This window comes from Paenilisteria portnoyi, assembly GCF_014322795.1.
Taxonomy (GTDB): domain Bacteria; phylum Bacillota; class Bacilli; order Lactobacillales; family Listeriaceae; genus Listeria_A; species Listeria_A portnoyi.
On record NZ_JAASTT010000007.1, the window covers coordinates 65,043 to 86,568 of the forward strand.

The window sequence follows — 21,526 nt, forward strand, 5'->3', positions numbered from 1 at the left end:
ACATAGGACATGATATCCTACGTTCTTTTTTCGTATATGCAGAAACCATCGATGATTGCCATTTGTGTGAAGCCAGCATTTTGATAAAGTGTATTTAACTTTTGATTATCGGCAATGCAGTCGAGGCGGAGATATTGATAATTGTTCTGTGCAGATTCGATAGCTGCCCAGTCTAGAAGCGCTTGGCTTAAGTTTTGACCGGCGAAGGCTCTTGCAATCATTAAGCGATGTAAGTATCGCGCAGGTGTTTGATAACCGTGGTCACGCCATAAACGTTCATCCCATTCACTTGCTGTTTTTCGTAAAATAAAGGCTGCGGCGATGCCTTTTGATTTTGTTTCACGAACTAAAAAGACCTCACCATCTCGAATGCGATTTTTTAGCCCATGGACATCTTTTCCTTCTAAAATATCGCTCCATTGAGAGGAACCAGAATTCTTTAGCCAAGATGCCGTATCGATCATAAGTTGCTGTAAAGAGGCTTCGTCGGAAACGGAAGCCTCTTGCATCGTGAAAATAGAATTGCCTAACGAAATATTATTTTTGTTCGTCGTCATTCTTTTGTTCCGTTGTTTCTTCGTGATCTGCAGGTTGAGATGGGCGGACAGCTTCACTTATTGTATCGTCAGGTGTTTCTTCTGTTGGGGTTGCTGGCGTACTTACATCGGCTTCTGGTTCTGCATCAGGAGCTGCAACCGGATCAACCATGTGATCAGCACCCCACGTTTTATTCTCGAAATGCGGCGCTTCAGGCTCATCGACTGGTGTTGGATCAACTGGTGGAATCGCGCCAAATGTTGTGTCATCTTCTGGAACTGTCGTTGTGTAGCCCGCCGTATCCGTGTCGCCGCCAAAGGTTCCAGTACTTGCATATAAATCGTCGTAGAACACCGCGCAAGCTACAAGAACTTGTGGATAAATCCAAATGGCTAAGCCGAATAATACAGCAAGCATCAAAAAGTACCCAAGAATAAAGACAATCGCAAATACTGGACTCATATCTGGTACGTTGCTATAGTAGTCATACGAATACGAATTATAGCCATAGTCAAACATTGCTGTTGTAGCCATTGCAATGATTCCAAGTACCATCATAATGATAACAGGGATAAAGAATACCCAAACATAAGATAGCACAAGTCCAAACAAGCGACCTTTGTGCCCATTCATGCGGTGGCGACTTTCTGTAATCGCGTCAAGCGGAGAAATATTAGGATCGTCACGTAAAATCATAAATGTTTGCGAGTATGAAAATGATTTAATAATACCAGGAATAAGGAATAATAAACTCCATAAAAATGTAAAAATAAATACAAGTACCGCTGCAAGCAAATTACGACCAAACGTTTTAAAACCGCTAAATAAATAACCAATTTCCGGCTTCTCTTGTCGGCTAATAGCAAGGAAGAACCAAGTTGCACCAATCATAAAAGGACCAGCAAAAACATAATAAGCAATCGTTCCAAGCACTGGAATGAAATTAATCATCGACACAGCCATTAAAATCACATAAGCAAGCGCCATACCCCCAATTGCCAGTCCCCAATTACCCTTCAAGGACTGCTTCGTCATTTTCCTAACTTCTGAAATACTCATCATAAAAATTCTATCCCCTTTCTTTTGTGAAAATCCATATATACTTAAAAGTACCATAGAATCAGTCACATTGATAGTGATAATCCCAATTTTTATAAAATGATTGACTTTTCAATGAAAGGGGAATAAGGTAAAATAGATCTGAATGAGTCACTTGGAGGTGAAAATACATGGCCTATGAAAAACAAGATTTAGAGGATCGTCTTATTGAATTGCGCCGCCAGCATCAGGAGTTGCTTGGGGAAACGGACCAATTTAATGATGCTAATTTAGTAAATGGTACGATTTCAGCTACCGAATTAAGAATGAATGCACTTGAAAAAGAAATCAAATCAGTGGAGAAAAAACTAAATAAATTATAAAATGATCTTGATTAATACACAGATCAGCCTTTCGAAGTTTGGTGTTTTTAGCCAATGCTTCAGAGGTACTACATATGAGGTGATAGCGATGGATTACATTTTTGCAGTTGGTGATATTCATGGAGAAATAGCGGCTTTCGAGGAGCTTTTAACGCATTGGAATCCTGATAAGGAGCGTTTGTTATCTGTTGGTGATTTAATCGATCGCGGAACAAATCCAGGCGCTGTTATTCGTAAAGCGATGTTTCTTGAGGCGAAGTATGATGCCATTTTCTTGCGTGGGAATCATGAAAATATGCTATTGGATTGGCTTGCAGCACCGAGTGAGAAAATGATGTACTACATTAGTCAAGGCGGAATGGAAACAATCGAAAGCTTACTAGCCTACAAAAACGTCGCAAAAATAACACCCGAAGAACTAGCGCGGCGTGTGGAAGATGAGGCGGCGGCCGAACTTGTCTTTATTAGAAAACGGCCATATTATATGGAATGGGGTCGTTTTGTATTTGTGCATGCGGGTGTTGATTTGGAATTATCCGATTGGAAACAGACGTCAGAACATGACATGGTTTGGATTCGAGAGCCGTTTCAACAAGGTTCAAATCGGACGGGAAAGACGTTTGTAGTAGGTCATACGCCAACAGAGAGTTTGAATGCCGATGGTGAGAGCGCTATTTGGTATTCGCCAGACCGTTCGATTATCGATATTGACGGTGGAGCAGTATTTGGTGGAGCTTTGCACGGTGTTCTATTATCACAAGCTGGTGTGGAGAAAACGTATAGTATTCATAATAACAAAGAAGTTTAGACACAGCGTCTAAACTTCTTTGTTTCCCCAAATTTTATGGAGTAGTTCGTAGTTTTTCAGTTTGAGCGCAGGGTCGTAGATGTTGGAAGCAACAATCAGTTCGTCGGGTTGATGCGTATCCATGAATTGTTGTAGTTCCGCTTTTACTTTTTGCTGGTCGCCGATGAAGGAATACTTTAGTTGATGCTGTAGCGCATGTTTTTCGTATTCGGACCAGTGTTGCTCCATATTAGAAACGGGTTTTGGAAGTGGGGTAGGAGCGCCCCGTGTCAGATTTAAGAACGAGAGATAGCCTGATGTTGCTAGAATATTAGCTTCCTCAATGGTATCACTAATAATCGTGCTGACCGTCACCATAGCATAAGGCTCATCCAAAACGTCCGATGGCTCAAAGCGACTGCGGTAAAGTTCCAACGCATTTTCTAATTCATCGGGTGCAAAATGGCTTGCAAATGCAAAAGGTAAACCCAATTTCGCGGCTAACTTAGCGCTATAAGTACTAGAACCAAGCAAATAAAGTGGCACGTGGAGACCTCGACCGGGAATTGCGACGATACCATTATTGCCGCCATCTGAAAAATAGTTACCTAGTTCAATCACCGAATTAGGAAAAGCTTCTACTGTTTCATGTAAGTCCCGACGAAGTGCCCGTGCTGTTTTGAAATCGGTGCCTGGCGCGCGACCAAGACCGAGATCAATTCGACCTGGATACATTGTTGCAAGCGTCCCAAACTGCTCCGCGATAATGAGAGGAGAATGATTCGGGAGCATGACGCCACCAGAACCGACGCGAATTCTTTCGGTATGCCCAGCAAGAAATCCTATCAAAACAGCCGTCGCTGAACTAGCAACACCAGCAATACCATGATGCTCAGCCACCCAATAGCGGTGAAATCCTGTTTTTTCAGCAAACTGAACGAGCGATTTACTATTTTGAAACGCATCCGCTTCATTGAAACCCTCACGAATGGTTGCTAAATCGAGAATGGATAAGGGAACTTGCCCAAATTTATTGTTTGTCATAAAATCACTGCCCTTCTTTGACTAATAGTATATGCTTCTTCCTCACCGTAGTCAAAAAAAAGAAACCACCCGCTACTCGGAACAAGTGATTTCACATTCTCAGTCATTTAAAAAATCTTGTAAAGCCTTCGCATTTGCTGCCACATCAATATCTAGCACAGAACCATGTGAATTGCGGACATTTTTATACGTACCATCAACAGGTAGCCGGAAATCTTTCATATCTTTGGCGTTGCCTAGCACGAAATCTTTCCCAATTGAGATCATCATGCCTGTCGTCACATTCGTATTCGTATAGCCCTGCATCGTACCAATCAAACTTGGAAGCTTCGTTACGGTACCGATACTTTGCGCCTGATCTTTCAGGGCATTCAAGACTTGCTGTTGACGACGAACCCGGCCGAAATCACTCTCAGCATCATGACGGAAACGCGCATATTGCAGCAATGTTTCGCCATCCATCGTTTGCTTACCAGCTTTAATGTTAGCCTCGATATTTTTTGACATATCTTTTTCAGCATCAATCTCGATCCCATTTGGCGCGAGTGTATCGACAATTTTCGGGAACCCTTCAAAATTAGCAACCACATAATACTCAATATTAACGCCAAAATTCTCTTTGATTGTTTGGCGAACCAGTTCAGGACCACCAAAAGAATAAGCAGCGTTGATTTTGTTCAAACCGTAACCAGGAATATCGACATATGTATCACGCATAATCGAGACTAATTTCGGTGATTTGGATTTCGTATCATAGTGAGCGATAAGCAATGAATCCGAACGACCTTGGTCTTTCCCACGCGAATCACTTCCTATTAAAAGCACATTGAGATCATTCACATCTTCCGCTTTTTGCCCATTAAATTCAAAGTCTTTCATGTTATTATCAGCCTCAGCCGCATTTAGACTCGATTTATACTGATAAAAACCGAATCCAGCAATGGCTAGAATAATGACTAAAATTACTGCAAAAATAGTCCTGCCTTTTCGTAGTTTCTTCTTCGTTGGTTGATTGCGATCTTGGCGAGTGGCCATATCTTTCACCTCGTTCATTAGATTGAAGCTAACAACAAAACAATTCTCCCAGAATAAGTATAGCTAACCAATGTTACACGAATGTTTCAAAATGGGGGCATACACCTAATAAATCGGCGACAAGCGTTAATAGTAAGGTACCCCTAAAAATCAATAATAAGGCGCCATAAACAAGTAAACGAGTACGCCAGTCAGACTTACATATAGCCAAATTGGCATTGTCCAACGAACGATTTTTTTATGTTTTTGGATTTGATTTGTCCAGCCCCATACAAGTGCGAAGAGCGCTAAAGGCACAACGACTGCAGCAAGGAAGCTATGTGTAATCAGGATAAAGAAGTAAATCGGACGAACAATTCCTTCGCCACCAAAAGTTGATGTTTCGGCAGACATGTAATGAAATGTCAAATAACTAACTAGGAAAAATAACGTCGATGTGAAAGCGGCTAAAATGAAGCCACGGTGCATCTTGATATTTTTCTTCGCAATAATCGCCCACAAAGCTATTAACAGAAAAACAAACGTAAAGCTGTTAAAAATGGCATTGAGACGAGGAAAAACAGATAAGTCATAGTCTACTTTCCCTTGATAACCGATTGGCGAGAAGAATAGCAGTAAAATAACGACTACCGCTACGAATGACAAAATCATAATGGGCCAGAAATAGTTTTTTTCAGATGACGCTTTATTTATCGCATCTTTTTTTTGTGTCATAAATTTAAATCCCCCTAAAATAAGTTTCACTACCATTATAACATGTTCAAAGAGGAAATTGTATGAAAAGTGATTCACAAACAAAAACCAGCGTGCTTCCACGCTGGTTTTTTGTTGAGAAATCAATTCCAGAACCTTATCTGTTTTCTGCGTTGTTGTATGCGCCGTGCCAAACTGGACCGATGAATTTATTTAGGGCAAAACCGCCTTTTATCGCAGCTGTTACGAAGTCTTTTGCTTTATGCACGGATTCTTCAACGGTTAGACCTTTAGCAAGTCCAGCCGTGATTGCTGCTGCGAATGTGCAACCTGCGCCGTGATTGAAGTTGGTGTCGATTTTTGGTGTTTCAAGAACGGTGAATGTTGTTCCATCATATAGCAGGTCGATGGCTTTATCGCTTTGCAACGCTTTTCCACCTTTGATGACGACGTATTTTACGCCAAGTGCGACAATTTTTTCAGCAGCGGCTTTCATATCGTCGAGTGTTGTTAATTTGCCAAGTCCTGAAAGTTGGCCTGCTTCGAATAAGTTTGGTGTCGTGATTAACGCGCGAGGTAGCAATAAATCGCGGATAGCTTCGGCATTTTCAGGTTGGATAAGTTCGTCCTCGCCTTTACAAACCATCACGGGATCGATAACGACATTTTGTAACTTGTATTCATCAATGGCATCCCGCGTTGCTTCGATAATCTCAACGGAACCAAGCATCCCGGTTTTCATCGCGTCCACTGGGCCTCCGGATAGGATTGTTTTTAACTGGGCACGCAATAAATCGGCATCAAGCGGTGTTACGCCATGGCTCCAATTATTGTCTGGATCCATCGTCACGATTGTTGTGATCGCTGAAAATCCGAAAGTGCCGTACTCTTCAAATGTTTTTAAATCTGCTTGGAGTCCAGCGCCACCACTAGAATCCGAGCCTGCAACAGTTAATGTTTTTTTGATTGTCATGATAAAATTCCCTCCAGTTACCTTAATTATTTGATTCAAGCATTGTGTGAATCGCAGTTGCTACGCCATGTTCGTCATTCGAATCCGTGACATGTTTGGCTAGTTTTTTGACAGCCGGTTCCGCATTACCCATTGCGACGCTGTAACCCGCCATTTTCAACATGGAAACGTCATTGAAGTTATCGCCAATCGCGAAGGTTTCATCCATCGTCACGCCCATTCTTTCCACATAAAATTGCAGGGAAAGGCCTTTTTGCGCGTCGATGTGTGTAATTTCAATATTGTCGGAGAACGAAGAGCTGACCGCCAGATTTCCTTTTGATTCAAGCTCGTCTTTCGCTTTTTTGAGCACCACTTGATCGGAAGAAAAGGCGATGAATTTCAAAATGGTGATATCCTCGTTTTGGAAAAGGCGTTCTGGATCATCAATCACGTGAACATCTTTGCTCTCAAAGCGTTCCTCGACATAACGGTGAATTTCGTCTGCCGTTAAATCAGGATGAACTTTGCGCTGAATTTCTTTCATGAGCTCGATACCTTTGTCTTTATTCGGCGAAATCGGACCAATATCGGTGAAAAACTCGCAATACATCCCCAAATCCGTTAAAACTTGATACGTATATCGTGCTGAGGTTTTATCGATCGGGATTTGTTTCAAAATCTTGCCGTGTTCATCGCGAATCTCCGCACCATTCATACAAATCGCTGGTGCATAAAGGTTTGCATGGTTGATGAGTTGCACCGCATCATCGTACATTCGCCCAGTGCATAACACGAAATGAATGCCTTTTGCGCGAGCCTGTTCGATGGACTTTACCCCTTCATTATCCACTTGGATTTTTGAGTTAAGCAGTGTGCCATCCATATCTGAAGCAATTACTTTTATCATATAATAGAATCCTCCCATTTTCGTACCTACAACACTAGGATATCATTTTTTCAGCAAAATTGCAGTAAGTAAAATCGGGGAATCAGGGGTTATAAAGTTGAAATTTAATAAAAATTTAATACCTAGTTAACCGGTAGGAAATATTTGATTGGCATAATAAAATTCACTACATAGATAAAGGAGTTTTTGGAGATGAATAAATACGGTATTTTAATTGTTCGAATTTTACTTGGAGGTATTATGTTTTTGCACGGGCTACAAAAATTTACAGATGGAATCGGCGGAACCGTACAATTTTTCGATAGTTTAGGAATTCCTGGTTTCATGGCTTACATTGTTGCTTCGATAGAATTAGTTGGTGGTGTGGCTCTCGCTTTTGGCGTATTAGTTCCATACATATCCGTGCTCATCGCGGGTGTTTTAGTAGGTGCAATCGTGACAGTGAAGCTCTCCAGTGGCTTCCTAGGTGGTTATGAATATGAATTCGTACTGCTTGTGCTTTCCCTTGTCACATTGATGACAGCTCCACTCAAAAAAATCTTTCAGTTCCTACCAAGCAAATAAAGCCTTACCCGCCCAGTTCAGAATTTTTTTGAATTGGGCTTTTTGCTGGAAAAACGGTATAATGGAGGGAGTGTAAAAATAACGAAAGGTGGCCAATAAAATGATGACAGAACGCGAAAAAATGATCAGTGGCGAATTATATCGTGCGGGGGACGCGGAACTTGTAGCAGATCGAGTCCGAGCACGAGAACTATGCGCGAAAATTAATGGCGTTGTGAGCGATACTGCCGAGCGTGAAGTACATATTCGTGAATTATTAGGTTTATCAGGGAAAGACGTCTACATGGAGCCTAATGTACGTTGCGATTACGGTTACAATATAGAAGTCGGCGATTATTTTTATGCAAATTTCGATTGTGTTTTCTTGGATTGCGCACCGATAAAAATTGGCGATAATTGTATGTTCGCGCCTGGCGTGCATGTTTATACAGCCTACCATCCACTGGACGCGACGGAACGAAATAGTGGACAGGAACTGGCAAAAAGCGTTTTGATTGGCAATAACGTGTGGGTCGGCGGTCGCAGTGTGATTAATCCGGGAATCACGATTGGTGATAATGCTGTGATTGGCTCCGGCTCAGTTGTAACCAAAGATGTGCCAGCGAACACGGTTGTTGCAGGAAATCCAGCGCGTGTGATTCGTCAATTAGATAAGCAGGAGGAACATGCGTGATGACAGTATCTGACCAAGCCCTTTTTGCGAAAATGGAACAGGAGTTAAACCTCGCGAAGGCAGCTTCATCCGAACAAGATAAACAATTGCATTTACATGGATTAGCGGTGTTAATCGACGTGATGCGTGGGCAAGAAAGCCCCTCTGTGAAACCAGCAATTTTGAGCTCAAGCATGGAATACCAAGCGATGACGGGGGAATTACCGATAGTAAAACCCGCAACACTTGATGGTGGAAAAATAGAAACAGAAGATGGATCCAATGGCGATTCATTGTTAGATTTTTAGGGGGTTCGATGAAGAAATGAGAAAAATGTTAATACTAGGCGCGGTATTTGCCGGTTTAGCCGTAGGAATAGGTGCTTTCGGTGCACACGCGCTAAAAGAAACGCTAGGAAGTTACCACACGACTTTCGAAACAGGCGTACAATATCAAATGTTTCATGCCACAGCGATTCTAATTGTAGGTTTACTCCTCGGAAAAATAGATAGCGGCTTGTTACGAGCTGCAGGTTATTTGTTTGCAACGGGAATCGTCCTATTTTCAGGAAGTTTATACGTACTCAGCATAACCAAGGTCTCCGTTCTAGGCGCAATTACACCACTCGGCGGCGTAGCATTTATCGCTGGATGGATTTGTTTCATTATCGCCGTAGCAAAAGACAAACCAGCTCTGTAATATAAAAAGCAAGGCGTAAGAAGGGATTTGGCGGTATCGATCGAACGATGGTAATTATTGTTACCTAACCTTAATAAAAAAAATTAGAAAAAAGGATTACATTCCAAATTAGCGGGGTATTATACATGTAAGCAACGACATCTTAATTACTTTTTCTCCCTTTTTAGTAATTGAGAGTCTTTCTTACCTTAAACTCCCTTTTAATCGCTAAACCTGCTGACATTGCTGGTCTAGCGATATTTTTTTGTTTTTTTATAGATAGTACTGTAATTCCTTCAGGTCTTCAATTAATAACGAGGGCTTTTTAATTTTTTCTATATTTGCTATAATCAGTGGTGGAAGATACTAACACGAGAGGAAGTGTCCTATGCCACATTACGAACAAGTTCGGCATGCGATATCTGCTAGAAAACATACTTTAGAGAGCATCATAGATGGAATTAGGAGTAGAAAAAACGGGATTCAAGATGAAAATCATGAAGCAGAGGAGAAAATGATACATAGGCTTAATCAAATCGAAGCGGAAGCCAAAGACATGATTTCTCACTGTGAGCAGACAGAAAATGCCTTGCGGAGGGAGATATGATATGTCGACGCAAATTGATATAGACACAGCTTGGGTTTTGAAACAATTAAAAAAGGGGGAACAAGCCATATCAGATTTTAAAGCCGAAGCAACAAAGATTCAACACACTATGGATAAATTGAACAAGCAAGTTTCCCCGGATTTTATGACACGTTATATTGAAGTAAAAGAAGGATTAGTGACAGAAATAAAAGCGGATCAATTTACGAAATTAAAACAGGCTTTTGTGGATAGCCAACTAGCGGTACATGCATTTATTGAAACAGATGCAAAGTTAGGAGGCGAGGGCTAATGGATTTTAAAATTAATATGGGAGAATTGGAAGATGTATTGACATCGCTCCATAAAATGAAATCGAGCTTAGCAACGTTAGACCGTGTGTTAGTCAACGTACAAAATGCCATCGCTCAACAACGAGGGAAATTAGCCGAAGCGTTGACAATGGAATTTGGCGCCCATCGAGACGATATTTCTAGGCAACAAGGAACGGTGACAAAACTGTTTACGTATTTAGAAAACTATGTGAATGATTTGAAAGACATCGATAGCCCAACCTATCGCAACCAGGATATGCTCATTGATGCGCGTGGCCTTCAAAAGGCGGCTGAAATGCAAGGATACGCTTTAGATGATGCCAAAAGCGAGGTATTCCGCGTGTCACAGCCAAGCATCGAGCGAATACCAGATGATCCAGATGAATTGTGGCTGATGCGTTATAATCAAGGGCTAATGGAAGATTTAGATGACTATTTGAGACGGAAATTAACCCAACTACAGCAAAATGAGGGCGAAGCGATGCATCGAATTAGCCAAGATATGCGACGACTTATGGAAATGGATCGCGCACACGCCTCTAAAATTGAAGAAGATTATCGGCATTATGAGCGAAATAAGGTACGTCAAATTGGCGCTTCTACGAGAGATTCTATTTTTGGGTTTGGGAAAAGTGCGCTTGATAGTTTGAAACATCCAGAAAAACATTTGGAGAGCATGGCCATGTTGATGAAAAATTTAAAAAGTGATCCATCAGGAACGGCAGGCATGTTGTGGAATGGCATTGTAGAAAGCTATTTAGAGCCCTATAAAAAAGGGGATGCTTACGGTCTGGCAAGCAGTACCATTTTGTTTGCTAGTTTATTTGGAATTACAAAAGGTATTAATGATTTAGGAAAAATAAAAAAAGTAAAAGTAAATGACTTGAGCGATGAATTTGGAGCAGTTGCAAAGCCGTTCACACCAAAGAAAATCGTTTTAGAAAACGGGGAAATAGCATACGAATCCAAAGGGGGAGTCCTTGTTCGCTCACCTAAATATCTAGATGAGTCAGGCGGTATAAAATGGCCAGAAGCAGATGGTTTTGTTGTAGATAAGGCTGGAAAAGCCATTACATTTGATGCGAATTTAAAAGTTGGCCAGGTGATTGATAGATATGGCGATGCCAGTGGTAGATTTATCAGTCCAGTTGAGAATGGTAAAATATTGGATTACGATACAAGAGGTTTGCCTTATCCAGAAACTAACATGAAATATCATCAATATAAAATTATGAAAGATATCAACGTCGAGAACCTAAAGGAAGGCTTTAATAAAATGGCTCAATTAGATAAAGACGAACTAACAATACTAATGGATAAGTATGAATTTTCATTTTCGGACATGGCAAAAGCTCAGCAAGGAGAAGTGTCCAAAGTATTTGGTTCTGGCGGAGGTACGCAAATAAAATTTGAAACTTCGGTTGAGTGGTATGAAAAAATGGGACTATTAAAGGAGGTAAAATAAATGAATACAATTAGTGAGAATAAACTGGAATTAGAGCAAACAATAGATGAGTTAGGTTACGGTAGTTTGCGCGTTTCTATTTTTAATAAGCCTACTGAAAATAGAGATGAATGGCAAACAAGAATTGAATATGATAGTGAAACAAATGAATATAAGGTGTATTCACTGGCAGATAGAGCAAGTTTGATGGGAAAGGTAAGAAGTTATTCCGATTATCAGGATGCAGTAGATGATTTTTTGAAGAAATTAAAATTAACAGTTGAGTATAACAAGCTGAGAGTTAGACAAAATAAGAACCCAGAGTACCAATCGCCACTATGGGATGAATAATAGGCTCGATTTGCTCAAAAAACAATACCTTGTTATTTTAAAAGAAATGACGAGGTATGGAAGTAGTTCAAATAGACCGCAAATTAGTCAATTAATGAACATATTAGAATTCATAGACAAGGTAAACAGTGGAGAAGTGACAGATGAAGTGTTTGAGGAACTTAGAAGAATGAACAATTCACTTTATCCCCCGCATGGAGGTCTTGGAGAGTTTTATATCTGGGCAGATGATTTCGATGAAAGAATGAAATTAAATGAATCTCTGGATAAAGCACGAGACTTCACATGGAACACGTTGAATACCTAAAACTAAAAACACCGATCAGCAACCGATCGGTGTTTTCAAATATAATCATCCATGCCCTGGGTTACAACCCTAATCCGCCCCTAATAATATGCTAATAAAGTCATTTGTAGTCAACTTTGATTTTAAGAAGAAAGCTGAAAAGATAGATATACCAACACTTTAACTATAGCCAGTCAAGTGCAGTCATATGGTATCTCTTTCTTACCTTAAACTCCCTTTTAATCGCTAAACCTGCTGACATTGCTGGTCTAGCGATATTTTTTTGTCTAATAAGCAAATTAATTAGTTGTTTTGCCGGTTTTTCCTTACATAAATCTATTTTTACATGGTCTGATTTAAGTTTGGTACTACTAAAGGAAAAATAATCTGTCCATAAGATATAGAAACCTCTGAATTATAACGGTTTTGTATTAATTTATAAAGTAATTTGTTAGTGCTCGCGGTGAATAGTAAAAAATATGACCCAGAGGATAAGTTAACTATTGTATATTTGAAAAAGGGTATAGATTTATTTTAGAAGGCAATTCAATATACTAGAACCTGAATTAGTGAGTAAAGAAGGTATTCTTTAAGCATAATATGTAAGAATAGCTCCTATTTATGGTACTCCATTCCACGTATTAATTTATGCAAATTTATACTATTCCCGTTTTATTAAAACGAACATTATAAAACAAAAGTATAAAAAGATATAAATAATACTTTTTATTTGACGGTTTAAAAAATATATAATAAAGTTAGTCATGTAATATCAATATATAGAAAAAGGTGGGGTATTTATGCGAAAAGTATCGAGAAAGGTATGTATGGGAGTCTTAATATTACTGTTTGTTTCTATTTTTAGTTTACCTTTAATTGTAAAAGCGGCGTCAACTGGTTATTCATTTACAATGGACAAAAGAGTCGTGGATGGATCTGTAACTGGAAAGTATCATAAATTATCTAAAGGGAATGCATATTTGACAGGTTCACAATATATCTATAGTGCAGATAAGGGATATTCAAAAAAGGCTAATGCTATTGGATATGAACTAAGGAATAAGACAACACGTAATAGTTTTGGTTCTTTTTCGAAAGCGCTTTCTAGTAGAAGTTCAACTTATCCAACTAAAATTTCTAAGACAAAATTTTCAAAAACTGTTGGTGGTGGCACTCAATATTATTTAATAATGTGGAAAAATGATGATGATGGTAATAATGTAAAAGGCTCCGGCACAGTTAGTAACTAAAATGTTAACAATGACAGAAGGTGTGATATGATTATTTATTTTGATTACTGGGAAGTTTTAATTTCAATATTTGTTATATACTTATGTACATTTAGTGTACTCAAGTTTTTCTTTAAGAAAGATTGGATTTATATGATGTATTTCACTATTTTCTATATCTATCTTGCAGAAGTGGTTAATCTGACACAATTCCCAATCTATGCAATGGAAGGAATGGTGACAGAGGGGAATTCTATTTGGGCAGGGCTCTCATTGATTCCTTTTTCAAGTATTGATGTGAATAATTATTTTTTGAATATATGTTTGACGATTCCTTTTGGTTTCGGGCTAGCATTTTTAATGCATACATCTTGGAAAAAAATAATGATTGCGAGCTTGATATTTATACTGATTATTGAGTTTAGCCAGTTTATCATTGGTATTTCTGTAGGATACATGTTCCGAGTTTTTGATGTAGATGATATTTTATTTAATTTTGTGGGATGTATGATTGGATATGTTTGTTTTCAATGGTTTCAAAATACGCTTATGCTTCTTTACCGAGGTGATAAGTCGCGATTCCCAATATTGTTTAGACATATAATGAAAACTAAATGAAGAAAACACCGATTTGTGTTTATCGGTGTCTCGAATTATATTTCAGACTCATTTCCGCCAAAACGTCTCGCAATCTGCTTTATCCGATACGTTAAATTCAATCATTTCTTTCAGTAAATCATAGTTCACGGGTTTATCCCACGGGAAGCGTACTAGATTCGCTGTATGTGTGTAGCCGGCTGCTTTTATAGCTTCTGAAAAACGAGCCACGACAACTGCTTCAGGTGAAACGGCAAAGTTGTTCTTGGCGATGCTGAATCCAATAATAAAGGTATCGTGATCGGTGAACATTGGTTGATTCCACGCGATTTTTGACTTTAAATCAGGGAATTCTTCTTTCATCCAATTAAAAACAACTTCCATTTGCGCGCGATGTTCCGGGTTGTCGATTTTTGCTAAATAGTCTGATATAGTTTCCATCCATGTTCCTCCAGTCGATTTAAAAAAGGTATACGTCTATTTTAGCGTAAACGGATGAAAATACAAGTAAATGAGAAAGAAGTATGGCGTGCCAATCAATAAGACCGGTGCGCCATACTTCTTATTTTGTGTTTATTTCTTTTTTCCCATGACGATGTTTGTGTAGGTGTTGACTGTCAGGAAGTAGTAAATAATGAACATCGCTGTGTAGATTCCGGTACTGATGAGAACTGGTAATGTCAGATCCATTTGCAACATGTTGGAAAGCATGCCAAGCGCGACGGAACTGTGGGCGATACCCAGTACAAGTGGTACAAGGAAGACCACAAGCACTTGCTTGGCGATTGTTTTACGAATTTCTTTGCGATCCAAACCGATTTTCTTCAAGATATCATATGTTGCGACATCGTTGTAAGCTTCGGTTAGTTGCTTGAAGTAGATGATACTACCCGTTGCTGCAAGGAAAACGAGACCGATAAACATGCCGATGAAAAGGAGTACACCTGTCATGCTCATTGAATTTTCATAGTTTGTTGGATAGCTTATGAAATTAGCGTTTTCAGGTAATGCTTTCGCGATTTGCTCACTTAAAGGAATCGCGTCTTTTGGATTATCGACCATGATAGATTGGATAGTTTGCGTTTTTTGAGTCGAAATCGTTTTAGCGACATCGTCAGAAATGATGAGTAAGCTGTAAAGGCTAGCGATCGGTGAGTTTTTTAGTGTTTCTGTTAAAGTCACTTTTTGCTTCGTACTATTTTCCAAGGTAAAGCTTTGGTTTTCAAGTAAATTTGCTGTTTTTTCTTCGTAGAGAGAAGCCGGTGCGATTAGAATTGCTTCATCATTGTTCAGGTCGGCTTTCGTTGCTTCTGTATTATTTTGTAGTGCCAGAAGTTTATTATAAGCCGTTTGACTGATGAATGCAAAGCCGTTCTCAGGATCATATTCTATCGGCATTTCGCGGTTACTCGTAGCTTTGATATGGTTCAGAGGTGTTTCTTGATGATTGGTCATCGGTGTTTTTGTGTTAGTTTCAGCTAGTTTTAATGCTTCTTGATTACTTTTTTGATCGACAATCGTATATTCAAAAGTAGAAGGGAAGGAGTTTGTGGATTCTTTGTTCACGTTGTAGTAAAGGCTACCAATAGCACCGATAGCTGTCAGTGTTGTAGCACTCAAAATCGCGATGATAGCAAGGGTTCTCGCATTTGATGCAATCCGAAAAGCAAGCTGGGAATTACTAATAATATTCGTGCCATTGTAGAAAATCCGTTTATTTTTGCGAATCTGGTTAAGTAGAAATGGTAAGAAATTGCTAAGAAGTAGGGCGGTTCCAATGATAACGGAGAATAGGATGGTCAACATGCCAGCTAATGGTCCCATTTTTGCTAGAAGAGAACCTTGACTAAGTGGTTGGAGAGCAAGGAAATAGCCTGCTCCAATTAATAATATCGAGAGAATAGCTAGAATTGGATTATTTTTTGGCGTTTTTTCGCGTTTACTTTCCGAATGAAAAAGTTCAAGAAGTGTGGTGCGATAAATAATTCGGTAACCAGTAAACGATGTAATCAGCGTGATGATGATGAAAATAACGACCGTATTAATCACGGCATCGATAGAAAAGACGAAATTGCCGACACCACCAAAATTCATAATCTTAAGTAAAATCGTGACGAACAGTTTGGACAATAGCGTTCCAAGACCAATCCCGATAACTAGTGCGACAACGCCCATCAAGAAATTCTCATAAAAAAGCATGCGGCCAATTTCTTTTTTACGAAGACCGAGCAGGGAATAGAGACCGATTTCCTTTTTGCGTTTCCGTGTGAAAAAGTGATTGGAGTATAAAATAAAGATGGCAACAAAGATAATCAAGACAATCGATGAGGCATTGAATACGGCAGAAAGCTTGGCACTCTTATCGATTCGTTCAATAACGGCCGGATCTTTCGCCAAGGAAACAAAGGTATAGTAAATCATAATCGAGAAAATCATCGACGCGAAATAAAGGAAGTAATGGACAAAATTATGTTTGATATTCTTTTTTGCTAGATCAAATAACGTCATTCATGTCCCCTCCTAGTTGCGCCAACACATCGAGAATTTTTTGGAAAAACTCCTTACGCGTTTTTGTGCCACGATAAATTTCTGTATAAATTGCACCGTCTTTAATGAATAAAATCCGCTTACAAAAGCTCGCCGCATAAGCATCATGCGTCACCATCATAATCGTCGAATGTTCCTGCTCATTGAGGCCTTTCAAGCTTTCAAGCAAATCAGTGGCTGACTTCGAATCAAGCGCCCCAGTTGGCTCGTCCGCGAAAATCAAACTAGGATTCGCGATAATCGCACGACTCGCGGCGGTCCGCTGTTTCTGCCCACCGGAAATCTCGTTCGGGTACTTGTCTAAAATATCACGAATGCCGAACGTATCAGCAACTTTTTCAAGGCTTGTTTCCATTTCCTTTAGAGGACGTTTCGCAAGCGCAAGCGGTAAGATAATATTTTCCCGAACACTTAGCGTATCCAATAAGTTATAATCTTGAAAAATAAAGCCTAATTGGTCGCGGCGGAATGAGGACATTTGTTGCTCATTCATCGTTTCGAGTTCTTGCCCAGAAATTTGAATCTCACCAGATGTCGGTTTGTCGATGGTTGAGAAAACATTGAGAAGTGTCGATTTACCAGCACCACTTGGACCCATGATACCAACGAAATCCCCTTTTGCAATTTCCAAACTGATATTATCTAAAGCTGTGTATACATTACCTTTAATGCCGTAAACTTTACGAACATTTTTTGCCTGTAGAACTATTTCCATGTAAATTCCTCCTAAATAAATAACTATACCCTTAGTTTAACGGTAAAGAGAGGTCCGTTCCATTGTCTAAGATGACATTATCGGAGAGGAGACTTACAATTTTGTAATGATGAAGGTCTGTTCAGCTCCGAAAAAATTTCGAGGGGCTGGCCGTTGAATGCTAGATCCGGAGCCGCCGAACATGATTAAAAAATTTAGAACTTAGCGTTTTAATATTTGATTCTAGGTAGTTTGGGGTTCTGCGGATAAGAGCCACTGATGGATTACCTGCTCACGGTGTTCGCATGCATATTGAGGCTCTAATTCAGCAGGGGATGCTTCATAAGAGCCTCAACAAAACCCAGCCCCCTACTATCGGGAAACTGGGCTCTAAACTCTATGGAACAATCACTAAATCCTAAAAAAATTCGTCAGCTCGTCTGTTGCAATATAATTCCCAATCAAGAAGGAACCAAACTCCGCAAACCGAGCGCTAGACTCATCAAAACGCATCTCCGTCACAATTCGTTTGAAATCAAGCGCATCATCTGCAAATAGCGTCACGCCCCACTCGAAATCATCTAAACCAATAGAGCCACCAATGATCTGCTTAATCTTTCCGGCATACGTACGGCCAATCGCGCCATGGTCACGAATCATCGCTTGGCGTTCTTCCATCGGTAACATGTACCAGTTATCAGTAAGGTTACGCCGTTTTGTCATCGGATAAAAACAAATATGCTTACGTGCTGGTAATTCTGGATATAAACGCTCACGCACATGTTTATTTTCATATGGATCTTCCCCTTTAGACAAGTGATTTGCCAAGTAGTTACTTAACTCCACAACGGAAATGTACGAATATGCAGGCAATAAATAATCCGCAATCCGCAGTTTATTCAACTGATTCTCAACCTCATTCAAACCTTCAAGTGTAGGTCTAAGCGTGAAAAATAGCAAATCAGCTTTTTGACCGATAATCGAGTAAATTGTGTGTTCCCCTTCCCCCATTTTCTTCGTGATATCCATGTCGCCTAAGAAATTTTGTAATTCATTGAGCATAGCATCGCGATCAATAGGGGAAACTTCTCTGAGAGCTGGCCAGTCAATTGTTCTGAAATCGTGTATCGAAAACCAACCGTCTAATGTTTTAACTGCTTCGTTCATAATAAAGCACTTCCTTCCTTATGTACTGCCTAAATTGTAACACAAAAAAGAGAACGCTGTCCCACTCTGTGTTTGTGAAAAAACCTCCGCCTAAAAAAAGAAGGGGAGGAATCTTCGTCAAATTTATTTCGCTGGTGTCGAAACAATACAGCTAACATTGCCATCAATTGTCCAATTTTTGCACGTGTTTGGTAGGATGAAATGATCGGCTTTTTTGATCGGAGTTGATTCACCATCAATCGTTAGCGTTGCAGATCCGGCAAGCACACTGACCAATGTGTATGGCGCTGTGGCCTCGAAATCAGCTTTTCCATCGATATCCCATTTATAGACCGCGAAAAATTCACTTTCTACAAACGTGGTTTCTGTTAGAGCACCCGTTGTTTTTGTGGTGATATCCAAAACAGCATCATGATGAGGAACAGTTGTCACATCGATGGATTTCTCCAAGTGAAGTTCGCGCTTATTTCCGTCTTTGTCGACACGATCATAATCATACACGCGATAAGTTGTATCAGAACTTTGTTGCGTCTCAAGAACAAGCGTCCCTGTACAAAGCGCATGAATCGTACCACTTGGAACGTAGAAAAAATCACCTGGTTTAATCGCAACTTTACGAAGCAACTCGCTCCACTTACCGTCACGCGTCCAGTCAATCAATTCTTGTTTCGATGTCGCGTTATGGCCATAAACAAGTTCAGCGCCGGGCTCGCAATCAATAATATACCAACATTCCGTCTTGCCAAGCTCGCCGTTTTCATGTTCTTTCGCATACGCATCATTCGGGTGAACTTGCACCGATAAATCCGTGTTCGCATCCAAAATCTTCGTCAATAACGGGAATACCGCCTCTTTCGGATTGCCAAACAAAGCAGGTTGCTCCGCCCATAATTCAATCAAAGTTTTCCCCGCAAACTCGCCATTTTTGACAGTGGAAGGGCCATGTGGATGCGCTGAAATCGACCAATGTTCGCCAGTTGTTTCAGTTGGAATTGTATAGCCGAAGAAGTCACGTAATTTCGTGCCACCCCATATGCGATCTTGAAAAACTGAATCTAAAAATAAAGCCTTTGTCATTGTTATTGCCTCCTAATTTTTATACATCTTTCATTAAAAAACCTTGTTGTTTCAGTGTTTCTGCGATGGAAGGATAGTAATCTTTATCATAAAACGCCGAAACGCGCGCGGACCAGGAAATCCCGCCTTCACGTGCCGAAAAAGGAATAATCGTTTTATCATAAGCCGCCATCAGGTCTATAACGTCTGTTTGGTACATTTCTTCAAAGTAAACGGCTTCTTTCGGAAAACGCGGCTTAATCGGCATTTCTACATCAGGATAGCCGATGCAAAGTCCGACAACTGGGAAAACATGTTTAGGCAGCTTCAAAAAATCAATGACGTCCGCCATATTACGACGAATTCCGCCGATACAAACGACGCCTAAATCAAAGGATTCCGCTGCGATAATCGCATTTTCGCAAGCTAGTCCAACATCCGTTGCCCCAACGAGTAGAGCGTCCACATTTTCCACGGCAGAATGCGAACCTTGGTGCTGCTCACTCGCCAAATGCGTCCGATAAAAATCAGCCACAAAAACAAGAAATACGGAGCACTCCGCTATGTACGGTTGATTGCCACAGAGTTCCGCGATTTTCTGTTTGCGCTCAGGATTTTGGATAGCGATAATCGAATATTGCTGGCCGTTAATCCAGGACGGCGCACTTTGAGCAGAACGAATAATACTATCTAATTGTGCCTTTGGAATCGTTTTATCCGTTTTATATTTACGAAAAGAACGATGATTTTGCAAATGATTTATGATTGGATTCACACAGAAAACCTCCATTTCGAGTACACTAACAAACTAAGTATAGCCTTTTTTAGAAGTAGATGAAAGTATTTTTAAGTTATGGGTTGAAAAAGAGTTCTGACATCCAGTAAAATAGGGTTTGGAAAGTAGGTGGCAATGTGGAAAAAAAGAGAGCAATCGGACTTTTAGAAAAATATTTCTTTACAACGGAGGAAGCAGCTGCCTTCTTAGGAATTTCAAAACAAGCCTTATCGTCACTCGTAAAGCGTGGGAAAATAGAGCGCGTGGAGAAAGGGCAGGTCAGTTTGTTTTTTAAAGATGATCTGGAGGCACGGAAGGATGCACAAGTGATACTCCGCAAAAAATATCGGCCGTATACATAACGAAGTCCACCGAGCGCAATTGTCAGGATTCGAAATAAACGTTAGAATGGGTTATATAGAAGAAATGCAAAAATCGGGTGTGGAGGCGTTTAGAGGAATGAGATTAGATAAATTGCTCGCCAATAGTGGCTTTGGAAGCAGGACAGAAGTCAAGCAACTACTGAAAAATGGTGCGGTTACGGTAAATGATGTGCGGCAAAAAGAGGCGAAATTCCAAGTGGACGCTGTGCAAGATTCGGTGGAAGTTTACGGGGAAGCCGTTTTGTACGAGGAATTTACATACTTGATGATGAATAAACCACCAGGCGTTGTTAGTGCGACGGAGGACAATTGGGATCAGACGGTCATTGACATATTAGACGAACGAGACCGATTGAAAAAACTTTTCCCGGTTGGGCGTTTGGATAAAGATACAGAAGGATTGTTGCTTATTTCGAATAACGGGGTTTTGGCGCATAATTTATTATCTCCTAAAAAGCATGTGGATAAAACGTATTTTGCAAAAATTGAAGGCGTTGTAAAGGAAGCGGATATCGCGATTTTTAGAGATGGCGTTACGATTTCGGATAATTATACGTGTAAATCGGCGGAATTGGTTATTTTGCAGGTCGAGAATGGGTTTTCTGAAGTGGAAGTAACGATCCAAGAAGGGAAGTTCCACCAAGTGAAGCGGATGTTTGAGGCTGTTGATAAGCAGGTCGTTTATTTGAAACGTTTGCGGATGGGGGCTTTGCATTTAGATGAAACGCTTGGACTCGGGGAATATCGACCGTTAACGAAAGATGAGTTAGCCGCATTAACGTCATTTGAAAAATAAACTGTAC

Annotated in this window: 27 protein-coding genes; 14 read left to right on the top strand and 13 right to left on the bottom strand. The window is 40.1% G+C overall.

Annotated features, from left to right (window positions below; translation table 11 throughout):
- Positions 1-17: 17 nt before the first annotated feature.
- Entirely contained in the window at positions 18-557 is a 540-nt protein-coding gene (locus HCJ66_RS06570; protein ID WP_187132401.1) for a GNAT family N-acetyltransferase, read from the bottom strand.
- Positions 538-1,599, bottom strand: coding sequence for a DUF975 family protein (locus HCJ66_RS06575; protein WP_187132402.1), 1,062 nt, complete (start codon positions 1,597-1,599; stop codon positions 538-540). Before HCJ66_RS06575 ends, HCJ66_RS06570 begins: the two co-directional genes overlap by 20 nt.
- Before the next feature lie 167 nt (positions 1,600-1,766).
- On the opposite strand from HCJ66_RS06575, the gene HCJ66_RS06580 reads away from it, so the two are divergent.
- Both HCJ66_RS06580 and HCJ66_RS06585 read left to right on the top strand, forming a co-directional pair.
- Complete coding sequence (locus HCJ66_RS06580; protein ID WP_181676217.1) at positions 1,767-1,958, top strand: Lmo0654 family protein; 192 nt, start codon at positions 1,767-1,769, stop codon at positions 1,956-1,958.
- An 88-nt stretch (positions 1,959-2,046) separates the two neighbouring features.
- Positions 2,047-2,766 (top strand): metallophosphoesterase, encoded by a 720-nt coding sequence (locus tag HCJ66_RS06585; protein WP_187132403.1) that lies wholly within the window; start codon positions 2,047-2,049, stop codon positions 2,764-2,766.
- A 9-nt stretch (positions 2,767-2,775) separates the two neighbouring features.
- Here HCJ66_RS06585 and HCJ66_RS06590 read toward each other — a convergent pair whose 3' ends face one another.
- The 5 genes from HCJ66_RS06590 to HCJ66_RS06610 all read right to left on the bottom strand — a co-directional run bounded on the left by HCJ66_RS06590 (position 2,776) and on the right by HCJ66_RS06610 (position 7,379).
- Positions 2,776-3,789, bottom strand: a complete 1,014-nt coding sequence (locus HCJ66_RS06590; RefSeq protein ID WP_187132404.1) for an LLM class flavin-dependent oxidoreductase — start codon at positions 3,787-3,789, stop codon at positions 2,776-2,778.
- A 99-nt stretch (positions 3,790-3,888) separates the two neighbouring features.
- Positions 3,889-4,824: an LCP family protein gene (locus tag HCJ66_RS06595; protein WP_181676214.1), complete on the bottom strand. Its 936-nt coding sequence runs from the start codon at positions 4,822-4,824 to the stop codon at positions 3,889-3,891.
- A 150-nt stretch (positions 4,825-4,974) separates the two neighbouring features.
- Entirely contained in the window at positions 4,975-5,538 is a 564-nt protein-coding gene (locus HCJ66_RS06600; RefSeq protein WP_181676213.1) for a DUF420 domain-containing protein, read from the bottom strand.
- A 136-nt stretch (positions 5,539-5,674) separates the two neighbouring features.
- The gene (gene pdxK / locus HCJ66_RS06605; protein ID WP_036091096.1) at positions 5,675-6,490 is read right to left on the bottom strand and encodes a pyridoxine/pyridoxal/pyridoxamine kinase; all 816 of its coding nucleotides are present in this window, start codon (positions 6,488-6,490) and stop codon (positions 5,675-5,677) included.
- 22 nt (positions 6,491-6,512) lie between these two features.
- Entirely contained in the window at positions 6,513-7,379 is an 867-nt protein-coding gene (locus HCJ66_RS06610) for a Cof-type HAD-IIB family hydrolase (RefSeq protein WP_187132405.1), read from the bottom strand.
- A 192-nt stretch (positions 7,380-7,571) separates the two neighbouring features.
- On the opposite strand from HCJ66_RS06610, the gene HCJ66_RS06615 reads away from it, so the two are divergent.
- From HCJ66_RS06615 to HCJ66_RS06665, 10 genes are all read left to right on the top strand, one after another.
- Positions 7,572-7,943, top strand: coding sequence for a DoxX family protein (locus HCJ66_RS06615; protein WP_187132406.1), 372 nt, complete (start codon positions 7,572-7,574; stop codon positions 7,941-7,943).
- A 103-nt stretch (positions 7,944-8,046) separates the two neighbouring features.
- Positions 8,047-8,616, top strand: a complete 570-nt coding sequence (locus HCJ66_RS06620) for a sugar O-acetyltransferase (RefSeq protein ID WP_281384398.1) — start codon at positions 8,047-8,049, stop codon at positions 8,614-8,616.
- Positions 8,616-8,903, top strand: a complete 288-nt coding sequence (locus HCJ66_RS06625; protein WP_187132408.1) for a YwdI family protein — start codon at positions 8,616-8,618, stop codon at positions 8,901-8,903. The genes HCJ66_RS06620 and HCJ66_RS06625 overlap by 1 nt, the downstream gene beginning before the upstream one ends.
- Before the next feature lie 16 nt (positions 8,904-8,919).
- Entirely contained in the window at positions 8,920-9,294 is a 375-nt protein-coding gene (locus tag HCJ66_RS06630) for a DUF423 domain-containing protein (RefSeq protein ID WP_187132409.1), read from the top strand.
- A gap of 367 nt (positions 9,295-9,661) precedes the next feature.
- Positions 9,662-9,880: a hypothetical protein gene (locus tag HCJ66_RS06635; RefSeq protein WP_187132410.1), complete on the top strand. Its 219-nt coding sequence runs from the start codon at positions 9,662-9,664 to the stop codon at positions 9,878-9,880.
- Between the two features lies 1 nt (position 9,881).
- Complete coding sequence (locus HCJ66_RS06640) at positions 9,882-10,172, top strand: hypothetical protein (RefSeq protein WP_187132411.1); 291 nt, start codon at positions 9,882-9,884, stop codon at positions 10,170-10,172.
- A complete protein-coding gene (locus HCJ66_RS15970) occupies positions 10,172-11,659 on the top strand; it encodes a TNT domain-containing protein (RefSeq protein WP_222717422.1) in 1,488 nt (495 codons plus the stop codon). The genes HCJ66_RS06640 and HCJ66_RS15970 overlap by 1 nt, the downstream gene beginning before the upstream one ends.
- Positions 11,660-11,989, top strand: a complete 330-nt coding sequence (locus HCJ66_RS06650; RefSeq protein WP_187132412.1) for an Imm59 family immunity protein — start codon at positions 11,660-11,662, stop codon at positions 11,987-11,989.
- A gap of 1,086 nt (positions 11,990-13,075) precedes the next feature.
- Positions 13,076-13,525 carry a hypothetical protein gene (locus HCJ66_RS06660; RefSeq protein WP_187132414.1) on the top strand — a complete coding sequence of 150 codons (450 nt, stop codon included), beginning with the start codon at positions 13,076-13,078 and terminating at the stop codon, positions 13,523-13,525.
- Positions 13,526-13,552: 27 nt separating this feature from the next.
- On the top strand, positions 13,553-14,122 hold the full coding sequence (locus HCJ66_RS06665) for a VanZ family protein (RefSeq protein WP_187132415.1): 570 nt from the start codon (positions 13,553-13,555) through the stop codon (positions 14,120-14,122).
- Positions 14,123-14,170: 48 nt separating this feature from the next.
- Here the strand turns inward: HCJ66_RS06665 and HCJ66_RS06670 are convergent, their stop codons facing one another.
- The 6 genes from HCJ66_RS06670 to HCJ66_RS06695 all read right to left on the bottom strand — a co-directional run bounded on the left by HCJ66_RS06670 (position 14,171) and on the right by HCJ66_RS06695 (position 20,340).
- Positions 14,171-14,542, bottom strand: coding sequence for an iron chaperone (locus HCJ66_RS06670; RefSeq protein WP_187132416.1), 372 nt, complete (start codon positions 14,540-14,542; stop codon positions 14,171-14,173).
- Between the two features lie 132 nt (positions 14,543-14,674).
- On the bottom strand, positions 14,675-16,609 hold the full coding sequence (locus HCJ66_RS06675; protein ID WP_187132417.1) for an ABC transporter permease: 1,935 nt from the start codon (positions 16,607-16,609) through the stop codon (positions 14,675-14,677).
- Complete coding sequence (locus HCJ66_RS06680) at positions 16,596-17,363, bottom strand: ABC transporter ATP-binding protein (protein ID WP_187132418.1); 768 nt, start codon at positions 17,361-17,363, stop codon at positions 16,596-16,598. The genes HCJ66_RS06675 and HCJ66_RS06680 overlap by 14 nt, the downstream gene beginning before the upstream one ends.
- Positions 17,364-17,753: 390 nt before the next feature.
- A complete protein-coding gene (gene hemQ / locus HCJ66_RS06685) occupies positions 17,754-18,509 on the bottom strand; it encodes a hydrogen peroxide-dependent heme synthase (protein ID WP_187132419.1) in 756 nt (251 codons plus the stop codon).
- 123 nt (positions 18,510-18,632) lie between these two features.
- A complete protein-coding gene (manA, locus tag HCJ66_RS06690) occupies positions 18,633-19,586 on the bottom strand; it encodes a mannose-6-phosphate isomerase, class I (RefSeq protein ID WP_187132420.1) in 954 nt (317 codons plus the stop codon).
- Positions 19,587-19,605: 19 nt separating this feature from the next.
- The gene (locus HCJ66_RS06695) at positions 19,606-20,340 is read right to left on the bottom strand and encodes a nitroreductase family protein (RefSeq protein ID WP_187132421.1); all 735 of its coding nucleotides are present in this window, start codon (positions 20,338-20,340) and stop codon (positions 19,606-19,608) included.
- A gap of 137 nt (positions 20,341-20,477) precedes the next feature.
- Between HCJ66_RS06695 and HCJ66_RS06700 the strand changes: the two genes are divergently transcribed.
- Both HCJ66_RS06700 and HCJ66_RS06705 read left to right on the top strand, forming a co-directional pair.
- Complete coding sequence (locus HCJ66_RS06700) at positions 20,478-20,702, top strand: type IV toxin-antitoxin system AbiEi family antitoxin domain-containing protein (RefSeq protein ID WP_187132422.1); 225 nt, start codon at positions 20,478-20,480, stop codon at positions 20,700-20,702.
- Between the two features lie 97 nt (positions 20,703-20,799).
- Positions 20,800-21,519, top strand: a complete 720-nt coding sequence (locus tag HCJ66_RS06705) for a pseudouridine synthase (protein ID WP_187132423.1) — start codon at positions 20,800-20,802, stop codon at positions 21,517-21,519.
- The last annotated feature ends 7 nt before the right edge of the window (positions 21,520-21,526 follow it).

Coding starts and splice junctions, on each gene's coding strand:
- HCJ66_RS06640 (WP_187132411.1), top strand. CDS start 9,882: ATGTCGACGCAAATTGATATAGACACAGCTTGGGTTTTGAAACAATTA.
- HCJ66_RS06635 (WP_187132410.1), top strand. CDS start 9,662: ATGCCACATTACGAACAAGTTCGGCATGCGATATCTGCTAGAAAACAT.
- HCJ66_RS06675 (WP_187132417.1), bottom strand. CDS start 16,609: ATGACGTTATTTGATCTAGCAAAAAAGAATATCAAACATAATTTTGTC.
- HCJ66_RS06580 (WP_181676217.1), top strand. CDS start 1,767: ATGGCCTATGAAAAACAAGATTTAGAGGATCGTCTTATTGAATTGCGC.
- hemQ (WP_187132419.1), bottom strand. CDS start 18,509: ATGAACGAAGCAGTTAAAACATTAGACGGTTGGTTTTCGATACACGAT.
- HCJ66_RS06660 (WP_187132414.1), top strand. CDS start 13,076: ATGCGAAAAGTATCGAGAAAGGTATGTATGGGAGTCTTAATATTACTG.
- HCJ66_RS06650 (WP_187132412.1), top strand. CDS start 11,660: ATGAATACAATTAGTGAGAATAAACTGGAATTAGAGCAAACAATAGAT.
- HCJ66_RS06665 (WP_187132415.1), top strand. CDS start 13,553: ATGATTATTTATTTTGATTACTGGGAAGTTTTAATTTCAATATTTGTT.
- HCJ66_RS06680 (WP_187132418.1), bottom strand. CDS start 17,363: ATGGAAATAGTTCTACAGGCAAAAAATGTTCGTAAAGTTTACGGCATT.
- manA (WP_187132420.1), bottom strand. CDS start 19,586: ATGACAAAGGCTTTATTTTTAGATTCAGTTTTTCAAGATCGCATATGG.
- HCJ66_RS15970 (WP_222717422.1), top strand. CDS start 10,172: ATGGATTTTAAAATTAATATGGGAGAATTGGAAGATGTATTGACATCG.
- HCJ66_RS06575 (WP_187132402.1), bottom strand. CDS start 1,599: ATGATGAGTATTTCAGAAGTTAGGAAAATGACGAAGCAGTCCTTGAAG.
- HCJ66_RS06570 (WP_187132401.1), bottom strand. CDS start 557: ATGACGACGAACAAAAATAATATTTCGTTAGGCAATTCTATTTTCACG.
- HCJ66_RS06600 (WP_181676213.1), bottom strand. CDS start 5,538: ATGACACAAAAAAAAGATGCGATAAATAAAGCGTCATCTGAAAAAAAC.
- HCJ66_RS06705 (WP_187132423.1), top strand. CDS start 20,800: ATGAGATTAGATAAATTGCTCGCCAATAGTGGCTTTGGAAGCAGGACA.
- HCJ66_RS06625 (WP_187132408.1), top strand. CDS start 8,616: ATGACAGTATCTGACCAAGCCCTTTTTGCGAAAATGGAACAGGAGTTA.
- HCJ66_RS06670 (WP_187132416.1), bottom strand. CDS start 14,542: ATGGAAACTATATCAGACTATTTAGCAAAAATCGACAACCCGGAACAT.
- pdxK (WP_036091096.1), bottom strand. CDS start 6,490: ATGACAATCAAAAAAACATTAACTGTTGCAGGCTCGGATTCTAGTGGT.
- HCJ66_RS06590 (WP_187132404.1), bottom strand. CDS start 3,789: ATGACAAACAATAAATTTGGGCAAGTTCCCTTATCCATTCTCGATTTA.
- HCJ66_RS06620 (WP_281384398.1), top strand. CDS start 8,047: ATGACAGAACGCGAAAAAATGATCAGTGGCGAATTATATCGTGCGGGG.
- HCJ66_RS06595 (WP_181676214.1), bottom strand. CDS start 4,824: ATGGCCACTCGCCAAGATCGCAATCAACCAACGAAGAAGAAACTACGA.
- HCJ66_RS06630 (WP_187132409.1), top strand. CDS start 8,920: ATGAGAAAAATGTTAATACTAGGCGCGGTATTTGCCGGTTTAGCCGTA.
- HCJ66_RS06610 (WP_187132405.1), bottom strand. CDS start 7,379: ATGATAAAAGTAATTGCTTCAGATATGGATGGCACACTGCTTAACTCA.
- HCJ66_RS06615 (WP_187132406.1), top strand. CDS start 7,572: ATGAATAAATACGGTATTTTAATTGTTCGAATTTTACTTGGAGGTATT.
- HCJ66_RS06585 (WP_187132403.1), top strand. CDS start 2,047: ATGGATTACATTTTTGCAGTTGGTGATATTCATGGAGAAATAGCGGCT.